This window comes from Caballeronia sp. AZ7_KS35 (assembly GCF_023631045.1).
In the GTDB taxonomy this organism is placed as follows: Bacteria; Pseudomonadota; Gammaproteobacteria; order Burkholderiales; family Burkholderiaceae; genus Caballeronia; species Caballeronia zhejiangensis.
Genome location: NZ_JALQDV010000048.1, coordinates 371,158 through 383,587 on the forward strand (window position 1 = coordinate 371,158; position 12,430 = coordinate 383,587).

The window sequence follows — 12,430 nt, forward strand, 5'->3', positions numbered from 1 at the left end:
CGAGCTTATCCGTCATCCGCAAGCAATCGGGCTTGCAGCGAACGGCCCGCAAGGACCGCAAAATGAAGATCGCACAAGTTGCACCGCTCTATGAAAGCGTTCCCCCCAAAGCCTATGGCGCGACCGAACGCGTCGTTTCCGCGCTGACGGAACAACTCGTCGCGTGGGGTCACGACGTCACATTGTTCGCTGCGGGCGACTCCAAGACCCAGGCGCGCCTTCGCGCGACACATCCGGTGGGACTCTGGCGTGACGAACGCGTGTGGGATACGACGAGCCATCATCTGCGTCAGCTCGACGCCGTCGTGCGCCGCTCCGCGCAGTTCGACCTCGTTCACTTCCACGGCGAGCCGTTTCATCTGCCATTGCAGCGGTATATGTCGTGTCCGTCGCTTACGACCGTGCACGGCCGACTGCTCGTGCCCGATCACGGTCCGCTCTACGAGGCTTATCCCGATGCGCCGCTCGTTTCCATCTCGGACAGCCAGCGCAAGGACACACCGCACGCCAACTGGATCGGCACCGTGCATCATGGCCTGCCGCTCGATGCCATGCGCTTCTCTCCGAACGGCGGCGACTATCTGCTTTTCGTGGGCCGCATGATGCCCGAGAAGGGAATCGAGCGCGCCGTCGAGATCGCGCGGCGCGCGGGGCTGCCACTCAAGATCGCCGCGGCCGTGCATCCCGGCGAACGCGCGTGGTTCAGGGAAGAGATTTATCCGATGCTGGAGGCCTCGCAATCGTTCGTCGAATATCTCGGCGAAGTGGGCGGCGAGACGCGCCTCGAACTCTTCTCCCACGCGCGTGCGTTGATGTTTCCGATCGGCTGGGAGGAGCCCTTCGGCCTCGTGCTCATCGAGGCGATGGCTTCCGGCACGCCCGCGATCGCTTTCCGGCGCGGTGCGGTGCCGGAGATCGTCGAGCATGGCGTGACGGGTTTCATCGTCGACGATGTCGAACAGGCCGTGCGTGCAGTGCAGGAACTCGGCACCATTCGTCGCAACGATTGCCGGCGCAGCTTCGAGCGGCGCTTCAGCGCCGAGCGCATGACGCGCGATTACCTCGCGATTTATCGCACGCTGCTCGCGGATCCAGCGCGCGGCGGCGAGGAATGGGCACCCGGCGACCCGATGCAGGCATGACGATTGCCGTTTCCGGTTGCATTCACTCGCATAACTGGCCATGCGCATCGCTCAGGTTTCCACTCTTTATGAGAGCGTGCCGCCGCGACGTTACGGCGGCATAGAGCGCGTCGTGTCCTGGCTCACGGAAGAACTCGCGAAGATGGGACACGACGTCACGCTCTTTGCAAGCGCCGACTCGCGCACACGCGCGAAGCTCGTCGCGAGTTCGGACTGCGCCGTGAGACTGCTCGAAAACACCGCCGATCCGCAAGCCTTCCACTTCGCGATGCTCGAGGACGTCGTGCGCGCGTCCGGCGATTTCGACATCGTGCATTTTCATACGGACTACATGAGCTTTCCGTACGCGCGCCGGCTCGATGCCGCGCACGTTACGACGCTTCACTGGCGGCTCGACGTGCCCGGCCTCGACGCGCTTTACCGGCGTTTCGCCGATGTGCCGCTCGTGTCCATCTCCGATGCGCAGCGCGAGCCGATGCCGTGGGCCGGCTGGACCGCGACCGTGCATCACGGCATGCCCGCGGCGTTGCTGCCGTTTCAGGCGCGGGCGGAACAGCATCTCGCGTTCGTCGGACGTATCGCGCCATCGAAGGGACCGGACGCGGCCATCCGCATCGCGCGGCGGGCGAACGTGCCGCTCAGGATCGCGGCGAAGATCGACGAAGCGGATCGCCCCTACTTCATTCGCGATGTCGAACCGCTCATCGAGGCGCCGCACGTCGAATTCGTCGGCGAACTCGACGATCACGGCAAGCGCGGACTGCTCGGCCATGCCCGCGCGATGCTCTTTCCGATCGCCTGGCCGGAGCCCTTCGGCATCGCGATGATCGAAGCGCTGGCGTGCGGCACGCCGGTCATCGCGTTCGGGCGCGGTTCGGTGCCGGAGATCATCGAGCATGGCGTGAGCGGGTTCATCGTGCGCGACGAGGACGAGGCGGTCGAAGCCGTCGCGCGATTGCCGGAGATCGACCGGCGCGCATGCCGCGCGCGCTTCGAGCAGTTTTTCACGGCGGAGCGCATGGCGCGTGCTTATGTCGAGGTCTACGAGCGGCTCGTGCGCGAGCGCACCGCGCGGCTCACATTGACGGAGGTTTGAATGCGCTGCATGGTGGTTGCAAGCGATTACGACGGCACGCTGGCGCAGCATGGCCGCGTCGATGAAGCGACGTGGCGCGCCGTCGACCGGCTGCGCGAATCCGGCCGCCATATGGTGCTCGTCACCGGCCGCGAACTCGACGATCTGCTGAGTCTGTGCGACGGCATCGACCGGTTTTCGTATGTGGTCGCGGAGAACGGCGGCGTGCTCTATCACCCGGCGACGCGCGAGCGCACGCTTCTCGCGCCGCCGCCGCCCGCCGCGTTCGTCGAAGCGATGCGGCAACACGGCGTGAAGCACCTGAGCGTGAGCGAGACGCTCGTCGCCACATCGCGCCCGTACGACGAACAGGCGCACGAAGCGATCCGCGAACTCGGCCTCGATCTGCACGTCGTGTTCAACGGCGACGCGGTGATGATTCTCGCGCCCGGCATCAGCAAGGCGACGGGGCTCGACGCCGCCCTCGATGCGATGGCGTTCTCGCCGCGCAATGCCGTCGGCGTCGGCGATGCGCAGAACGATCATCCGCTGCTGGACGCGTGCGAGTTCGGCGCCGCGGTCGGCAACGCGCTCGATGTGCTGAAGGCGCACGCGGATATCTGTCTCCAAGGCGTCGCCGGGGCGGGCGTCGCGGAACTCATCGACAAGATTCTGGCCGACGACCTCGCACACCTGAGCCGACGCGACGCGCGGCACAACCTGCTGATCGGGCATCGCACCGTAAGCGGCGATGGCGGCGATGAAGACACCGCCGAAACGCTCGAACAGCAAGGCACCGTCGCGCTGCTCGCCGGGCAGTCGGGCGGCGGCAAGTCGACCTTGTTGACCGGACTCATGGAGCGTCTGTGCGCGGCGGGATATCAGTTCTGCGCGCTCGATCCGGAAGGCGATTTCGACAATCTCGAAAAGACGCTCGCCATCGGCAATGCGGAGCACGCGCCCAAAGGCGACGACATCATGAAGTTGCTGCGCCAGCCGCGCCAGCCTGTCGTCGCGAATCTGATGCACGTTGCGTTCGCCGAGCGGCCTTCGTACTGCGCGGAACTGCTCGCCGAGCTGCAATCGACGCGCGCGCTCAACGGGCGGCCGCACTGGATATTGTTCGACGAGGCGCATCAGCTTTTCCCGAACGCCGCGAACGCCGCCGACGAAACCCTGCCGGAGCAACTCGGCCCGGCCATTTTCGCGACGGTGCATCCGAACGCGATCTCGCAGCGCGTGCTCGAACGCGTCAACGTGTTCATCGGCGCAGGTCCCGGCGCCTGGGAAGCGCTCGAGGAGTTCGCGCGCGCCGCGGGCATCGCGATGCCGCGCCGGCTATCGGACGCGCCCGAAGTCGGTCAGGCGCTCGTCTGGCGGCGCGAGCCGCTCAGCGGCGACGCCTGGGGCGATCCGCGCATCGTTCGCGTGGAGCCGGCCAAAACGCAGCGTCGCCGTCATGTGCGCAAATATGCGGCGGGCATGCTTATCCCCGAGCGCAGTTTCTACTTTCGCGGGCCGGAGAATCGGCTCAAGCTGCGCGCGCACAACCTCACGCTTTTCCTCGAACTGGCCGATGGCGTCGATGAAGACACATGGCTCTTTCATCTGCGGCGCGGCGACTATTCGACATGGTTCCGCGATGTAATCGGCGACGCCGAACTCGCCGACGAAACCGCCGCCGTCGAGCGCGAACATCGGGATTCCGCCGAGGAGAGCCTCGCTGCGATCACCCGTCTCGTGCAGGTGCGCTATACGCAGCCCGAGAATCCGGTGTTGCCGAACGTGCTCGCGCCCGGCGCGAAAGGCGGCGAACGAACGCCGCCATGAGAACCGGCTTGCAAGCGTCGCTCCCTTCGAGCGCGCGACCGCATCGCACGATCAGTCTTCTTCGAAGAGATGCCGGTACTGATGCGGCTGCGAGCGCAGATACTGCTTCGGCGCGCGCACCTGTGCGCCCAGCTCCGCCGCGGCGTGCCACGGCCAGCGCGGGTCGTACAGGGCCGTGCGCGCGAGCGCGATCATGTCGGCATCGCCGGTTCCGACGATGGCCTCCGCCTGTTCGATGCCCGTGATCAGCCCGACCGCGATGACCGGCATCCCGACCGCCTGCTTCACGGCGCGCGCGAGCGGCACCTGATAGCTCGGCCCGACCGGAATCTTCTGCGCCGGATGAAGCCCGCCGCTCGATACGTGAACGGCATCGCAGCCGCGCGCTTCGAGCGCTTTGGCGAATGCGACGGTCTGCTCGATGTCCCAGCCGCCTTCGACCCAATCGGTGCCGGACACGCGGATCGTCACCGGCCGCTCGGCGGGAAATGCGGCGCGCACGGCGTCGAACACTTCGAGCGGAAAACGCATGCGGTTCTCGAGCGAACCGCCGTATTCATCGTCGCGCCGGTTCGACAACGGCGACAAGAACTGATGCAGCAAGTAGCCATGCGCCGCGTGGATCTGAACGAGATCGATGCCGAGACGCGCCGCGCGCGTGGCGGCCGCCGTGAACGCATCGCGGATGCGCGCGAGTCCGGCCGCATCGAGCGCGACCGGCGGCGCTTCACCGTCCTCATAGGCGACGCTCGAAGGCGCTTCGGTCTGCCAGCCATGCGCGTGATCGGCTGAAATCTGGGCGCCGCCTTCCCACGGCACATCGGTCGATGCCTTGCGTCCCGCGTGACTCAACTGGATCGCGACCGGCATGTCCGACCATCGCCGGATGCCGTCGAGCGTGCGCTTCAGCGCCGCTTCGGTTTCGTCGTTCCAGAGGCCGACATCCGCATATGTGATGCGTCCCTCCGGCAGCACGGCCGTTGCTTCGATGGTGAGCAAGGCCGCGCCGGACAGCGCGAGCTGACCGAGATGAATCAGATGCCAGTCGTTCATGCAGCCGTCTTCGGCGGAGTACTGGCACATCGGCGCGATCACGATGCGATTGGCGAGGGTCAGATTGCGCAAGCGCGCAGGTTGGAACAGTGCAGGCTGTGACATGGACAGGTTCCTTGGCGGTTGTTACGTCGCGAGGGGCGCGACCCATGCCGTCGTCGCCAGCAATGGCTATTCCGTGCGACATTCAAGCCGGGCGCGCGGACATCACAGCAGCGTCGACAACAAAGGCAGCAGAACGGGCACGACGAACGCGGTAAACACGCCGTTCAGCCCCATGCCGAGGCCGGCGAACGCGCCCATCTCTTCGCTGACCTGAAAGGCGCGCGCCGTGCCGATGCCATGCGACGCCACGCCGAGCGCGAAGCCGCGCGCCTCGACGTCGGAAACGCGCAGCACATTGAGGATACCCCGCGCGGTGACGGCGCCGAACACGCCCGTCGTGATGACGAGCACCGCCGTCAGCGAAGGCACGCCGCCGATCTCCTTCGCCACGGCCATCGCGATGGGCGTCGTCGCGGACTTCGGCGCGAGCGATGCAATCGACTGACGCGACGCCCCGAGCAAGGCCGCCACGGACACGGCGGATACGATCGCGGTCAGCGAGCCGGCGGCGAGACTCACGAGAATCGGCCACGCGAGCCGCTTCAGATTCGCCCACTGCCGATAAAGCGGCAACGCCAGCGCGACCGTGGCCGGCCCGAGCAGAAAATGCACGAACTGCGCGCCGTCGAAATACGTTTCGTAGGCCGTGCCGCTCGTCTTGAGCACCACGACGACGATGGCCACCGAAATCAGCACCGGATTGGCGAGCGGATTGAAGCGGCACGCCGCGTAGATGCGCTGCGCGATGAGGTACGCGAGCAGCGTGATGGTAAGGCCGAGCAGCGGCGTGGCCGCCAGATAGACCCAGATCGCTCCGAAGTGCGGCACCGGGATCATGTGCGGTCTCCGTGTTCATGGGCGACGCGGCGGCGGCCGCGCAGCATCGCACGCATGACGAGCGCGGTGACGGCGATCGCGAGTGTGGTACTGACTGCAACGGAGAACACGACGGCAAGCACGTCGCCGCGCAGCGCATGCGCCGAAACCATGATGCCGACGCCCGCCGGCACGAACAGCAAAGACAGGTGCCGGAGCAGTTCGAGCGCCGTGGGTTCGAGCGTGGCCGCGGCGGCCGGACGCAATGCGCAGTATCCGGCGAGCAGAAGCATGCCGATGACCGGCCCGGGCACCGGCAGGCTGAAGAGATAGGAAAGCCCTTCTCCGAGACACTGGAAAACGAGCAATGTAGCAATTGCGGCGAGCATGGGAAAAACTCCTGGTGCGTGCGATGTTCATGCCTTCTTTCGGCAGCGGACGAAGCGTACCCGAGATGCTCGGGAAGCGCGTGACTCGCCCGCACATCGGGCACGGGCTGGTCGATCCATCTGCCCCGCTCGATGCGACTTTGTGCAAAAAAAAGGCCCGCCTGAAAACGGCGGGCTGAAGCCACGGAAGATAACGCGCCATTCAAGGCGCGCTTAAAGTATCGCGCTTTATTTTCATGTCGCAACAGTACGAAGGGCATCCTAACTATTCGTCGTCATGCCACGAACATGCGCGGCATGACGATTGCGAGTCATCGGGCAGCGCGAAGCGCGATTGCTTCGCTCATCCGTTCACATCGATCCGGGAGACACCATGGCTCAACCGACCGAACACCTGCTCGACTGGCTTCGCGACGCGCACGCGATGGAACAGCAAGCCGAGCAAATGCTGCGCGCGCAGTCCGGGCGCCTCGAGCACTATCCGCAACTGAAGGCGCGTATCGATCAGCATCTGGAAGAAACGCTGGACCAGCAGAAGATCGTCGCCGCGTGCATCGAGCGGCTCGGCGGCAGCACATCGACGGTCAAGGATCTTGCCGCCAAGATGATGGCCTTCGCGCAAGCGGCGGGCGGCATGACCATGACCGACGAAGTCGTGAAAGGCGCCATCATGAGCTATGTGTTCGAGAACATGGAGATCGCGTCCTACACCTCGCTGATTGCGGCAGCGACGCGCCGCGGCGATGCCGAAACCCGGGCCGCGTGCGAACGGATCCTGCCTCAGGAGCAGGCAATGGCGCAATGGCTGCTCGAACACATCCCTTCCATCTCGACCGAATATCTCGACCGCTCGGCATCCGGTCAGGAAGCGAAGAAATAAGCCTTGCAGAAGGCTTCGACATGTTCGTTCATCCAGTCGTCATACCTAGCCGGAACACACCATGAGCCAGTATCCCGCGACCGACAACCAGCAAGCGAAGGGCCACTCGCTTGCCCGTGGACTCGCATTCTTCAGTCTCGCATTGGGAACCGCCCAACTGCTTGCGCCCCGTACCGTCGCACGCATGTCCGGCCTGCGCGTCAGCCCTGGCCTCGTCAGGCTGTATGGGCTGAGAGAGATTGCCTGCGGCATCGGCATACTTTCGTCGCGCGATCCGTCTCCGTATCTGATGGCGCGCATCGGCGGCGACGCGCTCGATCTGATGACCGTGGCGACGGCGCCACGCGAACGCCGGCAAGGCGCGCACACGCGTGCGCTCGGCGCCTTGCTCAACGTCGCGGGCGTCACCGCGCTCGATGCGCGCGCGGTGACTTCGCTGTCCGATGACCGGACGCGGCAGCGCAGCGAACGCTCGGAGCATTACGCCCAGCTTTATCTTGACCGCACGGGCTTTCCGCGTCCGGCGGACGAGATGCGCGGCGCAGCGCGAAGCGATGGCAACGGCGCCTGAGTGCGGAGTCGGCAATGCATGCGCTCGTCACGCTGATGGAATAACGCTTGCTCGATCTCACTACCTTCAGCCAATCGAGCGATCACGATGACCCACTTCTCCATGCCTGCATCGCAGTACACAGCGCGTCTGCCGCTGCTTCAATGGTTGTCGGCTCCCGACGAGGATGCCGACGACGATCTCGACGACGTCCTCGACGAAACCGGCGAGATCACCAACCGCAGCAATGGCAAGAGCGGCACCGATACCACGGCGGAACCCGATCCCAAGCCGGACAACCATCAGGCATCGACGAGGCAATCATGACCGACGAACAGACGCCGCAGCATATCGAAGGGCAGCCGGTGCCGGAACACACCGAGAACATCCCGGCGAACCCGAAGGAGCCGGCGCCGCGCGGCCCCAACGAGGATCGCGCGCCGGACGCCGGTCCCGCTACCAAGCCGGGAACACCGCCGGGCACGCAAAGCGAAGGCGACCGCCTGAAGTCACCCGACTGACATCGGCGCTGCCGGTCGAACGCAGCGCCATTTGACTCGATAAGTCCATGAGGAGCACGCCATGAACCGAACCATCACGATCAGGGCCATGTTGATCGCCGCAGTGACGGCGTCCGTCTGCTTGACGTCGGGCTGCAACCGCAATACGAGCGGCGGAAGCACCGCGGCAAGCGACAGCGCAGGGTCATCCGCGCCGGCTGCCGCCAGCTTCCCGGCGACCGCCGCCAGCGACGCACCCGCGGGTGCGAGCCAGTAAGCGAACAGGTACGACTGGCGAGGCGGCGTCGCGCCGCGCATTGCCAGATCGGCTTCGCCCGCGCCGGGGTTGACCGGCTTCGCCGTCGGTCGGATGCGGTGCGGGTAAGTCGTCGATTGCTGCGCAATTGAATCGGCATCCGAAACATTCACATCGCGAGAACGTCGCCGCCCTCTTCCAGTCGATTACCCGATACCCTATTCTCCCGGTGCCATCGACATATCGGGCGTACCCGCCGACGTCGAGCGCGCTTTGGCATCCGTCGGTGGAGCATGGGAGTTCTCCAATCTTGTTCAAATTCAAGTAAGTTTTACGGCGTCGGCCACAAATCTAGCGACGTATCAGTCAATACGAACGCTCGCCAAACAAAGACGCACGGCTTCAAGAAAATCGTGCGAGCAAACAAAAGAATCCATGACGCCGTATCTATCCGGCCCTTAAACACGTCGACGACCGCCGCGCCAACGGTAAGTTTGACGTCGTACGAACATCTGAATAGACTTCGCCTTCGCGCCCCGCCCCGAAGTCCCATGATTGCCCATCAGGAAACCTCTGTCCCGGACAGCACTGCGCTCGATATCCCCGTTCCGCCACGCGACTTTGGCGTGACCCGGCGCATGCTGCTCGCGGTGCTTGCAGCATCAATCATCACACCATTGCTTTTTCTCGCCACGTACGGTTATTTCGGTTTTCAAACCAGAATCGCGGATTCGACTGAAGGAATCGACAGACTCTCGCGAGTTGCCGAGGAGCAGGCCGTAAAAGTCCTCGACGTGAATCAGGAGGTATCGCTTCGAATAATGGCCTTTCTCGGTGACGACGGGGATGTCGCACTTCGCGCGCGACAGCAATCTGTTCATCGCTTTCTGAGGCAAACCGCCGAGCGGGTGCCATCGGTTTTCTCGATTGCTGTCTTTGGCCGGAAAGGAAATTTGCTTGCCAGCAGCAGCACCTATCCGGTCGGCCTTCAATCGATTGGAGACCGCTCGGATATCTGGTCTGCACGCCATGCCGCTTCTGCGGCAGTTGGCATGCTGCGGCCCGAACAAATATCCGACCCGGCTCGGGACGTTTTCGATGTGACGTTCCCTCGATACGACTCGAGTGGCCAGTATCTCGGTGTCTTGGCCATATCCCTTCGACGCGATTATTTCTCGTCGTTCTACGACCGGCTGACCGCACATGACCGGGCTTTGACGGTGGGCCTTTTCCGAAGCGACGGTACTACGCTCGTTCGATTTCCCGAGCCAAAAGCGCGACGCGCACCGACAAGCAGTCAACCCTTGCTGGAAGCTATTCAGGCTAATCGGCAAAGCGGACGTCTCAAGGGTTTCTCGACGCTCGACGGCGTCGAGAAGCTCCTGGTGTATCGAGAGGTCGGCTCATACCCGCTTTACGTGACCTCCGGAATCCCGGTCTCGACGGTTACATACAGATGGTTGCGACACGACGGTCTTATCGCCATCGCGACGCTGGTTCCATGCGTAGGCATCTGGTTTCTGGTCGTGTTCAGTTTGAGCCGTCTGAAACGTGAACGAACGGCGTGGGACAGATGGAAAGCCGAGTTCGGGATGCGCGTTTCCGCGGAAGCAACAAGCCGTCAGATGAAGCGTATGGGCGCACTCGGCAATCTCGTGGCAAACGTCGCGCATGACTTCAACAATCTCCTCATGGTGGTCAAGGCGAACATGGAACTGGCCCGTCGCAAGCACTTCAACGGACTGGAGAAAGAAGTCATCGCAGTGGAACGGGCTTCCGCTTCGGCGGAGGTCCTGGCAAGGCGGCTACTCAGCGTCGCTCGCAAGCAACCGCTGCGTGAGGAGTTCGTGGATGTCAAAGATTGGCTCGAACGGGAAGCCTCTCTGATTCAGATGTCGCTCAATGAGCGCATCCGCTTTCACATCAGGTCTTCTGACGAAATCTGGCCAATCTACGTTGACCAAACCGAACTTCAATCGGCGCTGATAAACCTTGCGGTGAATGCCAGGGATGCAATGCCCGGCGGCGGCGACTTTACCATTCGCACCAGGAACATCACGCTCGATACTTCGAAAGGAAGCCTGAAGCCCGGTGACTATGTTGTCATCGCTTGTTCCGATACCGGCGTCGGCATGCCGGCATCAGTGATGCAACGCGCATTCGAGCCGCTTTTTACGACCAAAGCCGCGAACGCTGGCACGGGGCTCGGCCTTGCGCAGGTCATCGCAATGTGCGAGCAGGCGCGCGGAACAGCACGCATCGAGAGCGAGGAAGGTAAAGGAACGACCGTGTCGCTCATTCTTCCCCGTGGCTCCGGGCAGGCCGAAGCCAAAGCCAAAGCGACGACCGTGTCTCCCTCACCACCCGTCACGGTGACGGAGGCGACCAAGGGTTCCATTTTGCTGGTCGAAGACAACGAGGAAGTGGCCGCGGGACTTTCGGCCGTACTGGAGGTGTTCGGCTGGCAATCCCGACACGAACTCACCGGAGATGCAGCGCTAGGTCTGCTGGAGGACGGCGCGAAGTTCGATCTCATTCTCTCCGACATTCAAATGCCTGGGCTCAACAACGGAATCGATGTTGCGGAAAAAGTGCGGCGGAAATGGCCGAAGCAGGCTATTGCGCTGATGACCGGCTATGCCGATGAGTTCGAACGAGCAAAAAACGCCGGTGTAACGATTCTTTCCAAGCCCTTCAACATCGACGACCTTCAGGCTTTGCTGCAGAGCGTAGCACCCGCGATCAGGTGATTCGTCACTCTCGCCCATCGCCGCCAACGCGATGAACATCGTCGCTGCCGCAGCAAATGGAAGCGGAGTCATCCGCTTCGCCGACTTAAGCCGTCACCGCCGTGCGCTGACGACTGACAAGCTGATTGTCCTTGCCTTCGACGAGGCGAGTCAGCGCGATATCGAACTGAATTTCCTTGTAAGCGTCCGCCTTTAGACCGAGCGCAAAGCCGCCCTTCTTTTCGACGACATGAGGAATCAATTCCTCGCGCGTGGCATACGCGAAGTCATCCCAGATGAGCGGATCGCCCTCGATGTTGATCTGCGTGGTCAGCTTGCGGAAGTTATCGCTCGTCACGAAGAAATGAACGTGTGCAGGACGATTGCCATGCCGTGCAAGCGCGTTCAGCAATTGTTGCGTCGAACCGTGAGCCGGGCATCCATAGCCTACGGGCATGAGCGTGCGGAACTCGTACTTGCCGTCTTGTCCTGTTCTCACCGCGCCACGCAAGTTGAAGTCACTCTGTGCGCCGGTCGGATCGAAATGCGAGTAGAAGCCTTTGGAGTTTGCATGCCAGCACTCCACGACGGCATCCGCGACAGGCTTGCCGTCGGGACCGGTTACGGTGCCGCGAATGACAAGCGGCCCGGCGTCATCGTCCGGATTGAGGTCGATCTTCGCCACACCATCGCGCAACGGTGCGCCCGCCACATACAGCGGACCTTCGATGGTGCGCGGTGTGCCGCCGTGAATGTCCGCGTGACGGTCCTGCGCATCCATGCGAATGTCGAGAAACTTCTCGAGACCGAGACCCGCCGCGAGCAAGGCCGCTTCCCCGTCGCGACCGAGCCGGTTGAAGTAGTTCACGCCTGCCCAGATTTCATCGGGCGTCATATCGAGGTCGTCGATGGCCTTGAACAGGTCGCTTAGCAGCCGATGCGTGATCTGCTTCGCACGTGCATTGCCGTTATCGCTGTTGAGATTGGCGGCGGCCGAAAGCAGGCCCTGAACTTCCTTCGTATCGAATACTTTGACGCTCACGATGTTGTCTCCATAGGTATGGGGGTACGACACAGGTCTTCCGTTCCGCGGTACCACGCGCGG

The 12,430-nt window shown here is 63.3% G+C and carries 13 protein-coding genes; 8 read left to right on the plus strand and 5 right to left on the minus strand.

Annotated features, from left to right (window positions below):
* The first annotated feature begins 62 nt into the window (after window positions 1-62).
* The 3 genes from NCT05_RS31300 to NCT05_RS31310 are packed head-to-tail and all read left to right on the plus strand — an operon-like array spanning window position 63 to window position 4,047.
* Window positions 63-1,142 (plus strand): glycosyltransferase family 4 protein, encoded by a 1,080-nt coding sequence (locus NCT05_RS31300; RefSeq protein WP_250503967.1) that lies wholly within the window; start codon window positions 63-65, stop codon window positions 1,140-1,142.
* 40 nt (window positions 1,143-1,182) lie between these two features.
* Complete coding sequence (locus NCT05_RS31305; protein ID WP_250503968.1) at window positions 1,183-2,238, plus strand: glycosyltransferase family 4 protein; 1,056 nt, start codon at window positions 1,183-1,185, stop codon at window positions 2,236-2,238.
* Complete coding sequence (locus tag NCT05_RS31310; protein ID WP_250503969.1) at window positions 2,239-4,047, plus strand: HAD-IIB family hydrolase; 1,809 nt, start codon at window positions 2,239-2,241, stop codon at window positions 4,045-4,047. It abuts the gene before it with no gap.
* Between the two features lie 51 nt (window positions 4,048-4,098).
* Here NCT05_RS31310 and NCT05_RS31315 read toward each other — a convergent pair whose 3' ends face one another.
* The 3 genes from NCT05_RS31315 to NCT05_RS31325 all read right to left on the minus strand — a co-directional run bounded on the left by NCT05_RS31315 (window position 4,099) and on the right by NCT05_RS31325 (window position 6,410).
* Window positions 4,099-5,205 (minus strand): NADH:flavin oxidoreductase/NADH oxidase, encoded by a 1,107-nt coding sequence (locus tag NCT05_RS31315; protein ID WP_250503970.1) that lies wholly within the window; start codon window positions 5,203-5,205, stop codon window positions 4,099-4,101.
* 102 nt (window positions 5,206-5,307) lie between these two features.
* Window positions 5,308-6,042, minus strand: coding sequence for an LrgB family protein (locus tag NCT05_RS31320; protein WP_250503971.1), 735 nt, complete (start codon window positions 6,040-6,042; stop codon window positions 5,308-5,310).
* Window positions 6,039-6,410 carry a CidA/LrgA family protein gene (locus NCT05_RS31325; protein ID WP_008346694.1) on the minus strand — a complete coding sequence of 124 codons (372 nt, stop codon included), beginning with the start codon at window positions 6,408-6,410 and terminating at the stop codon, window positions 6,039-6,041. Before NCT05_RS31325 ends, NCT05_RS31320 begins: the two co-directional genes overlap by 4 nt.
* Before the next feature lie 373 nt (window positions 6,411-6,783).
* On the opposite strand from NCT05_RS31325, the gene NCT05_RS31330 reads away from it, so the two are divergent.
* The 4 genes from NCT05_RS31330 to NCT05_RS31345 all read left to right on the plus strand — a co-directional run bounded on the left by NCT05_RS31330 (window position 6,784) and on the right by NCT05_RS31345 (window position 8,361).
* Window positions 6,784-7,290, plus strand: a complete 507-nt coding sequence (locus tag NCT05_RS31330) for a ferritin-like domain-containing protein (protein WP_250503972.1) — start codon at window positions 6,784-6,786, stop codon at window positions 7,288-7,290.
* 61 nt (window positions 7,291-7,351) lie between these two features.
* Window positions 7,352-7,861, plus strand: coding sequence for a hypothetical protein (locus NCT05_RS31335; protein WP_250503973.1), 510 nt, complete (start codon window positions 7,352-7,354; stop codon window positions 7,859-7,861).
* An 87-nt stretch (window positions 7,862-7,948) separates the two neighbouring features.
* Window positions 7,949-8,167 (plus strand): hypothetical protein, encoded by a 219-nt coding sequence (locus tag NCT05_RS31340; protein WP_175981273.1) that lies wholly within the window; start codon window positions 7,949-7,951, stop codon window positions 8,165-8,167.
* The gene (locus NCT05_RS31345; RefSeq protein ID WP_250503974.1) at window positions 8,164-8,361 is read left to right on the plus strand and encodes an MARCKS-like protein; all 198 of its coding nucleotides are present in this window, start codon (window positions 8,164-8,166) and stop codon (window positions 8,359-8,361) included. Before NCT05_RS31340 ends, NCT05_RS31345 begins: the two co-directional genes overlap by 4 nt.
* Here NCT05_RS31345 and NCT05_RS31350 read toward each other — a convergent pair.
* Window positions 8,350-8,769 (minus strand): hypothetical protein, encoded by a 420-nt coding sequence (locus tag NCT05_RS31350; protein WP_250503975.1) that lies wholly within the window; start codon window positions 8,767-8,769, stop codon window positions 8,350-8,352. The two genes, NCT05_RS31345 and NCT05_RS31350, sit on opposite strands and share 12 nt — an antisense overlap.
* A 378-nt stretch (window positions 8,770-9,147) precedes the next feature.
* Between NCT05_RS31350 and NCT05_RS31355 the strand changes: the two genes are divergently transcribed.
* The gene (locus tag NCT05_RS31355) at window positions 9,148-11,346 is read left to right on the plus strand and encodes a hybrid sensor histidine kinase/response regulator (RefSeq protein WP_250503976.1); all 2,199 of its coding nucleotides are present in this window, start codon (window positions 9,148-9,150) and stop codon (window positions 11,344-11,346) included.
* 85 nt (window positions 11,347-11,431) lie between these two features.
* On the opposite strand, the gene catA is transcribed toward NCT05_RS31355, so the two are convergent.
* On the minus strand, window positions 11,432-12,367 hold the full coding sequence (gene catA, locus NCT05_RS31360) for a catechol 1,2-dioxygenase (RefSeq protein ID WP_250503977.1): 936 nt from the start codon (window positions 12,365-12,367) through the stop codon (window positions 11,432-11,434).
* Between the last annotated feature and the right edge of the window lie 63 nt (window positions 12,368-12,430).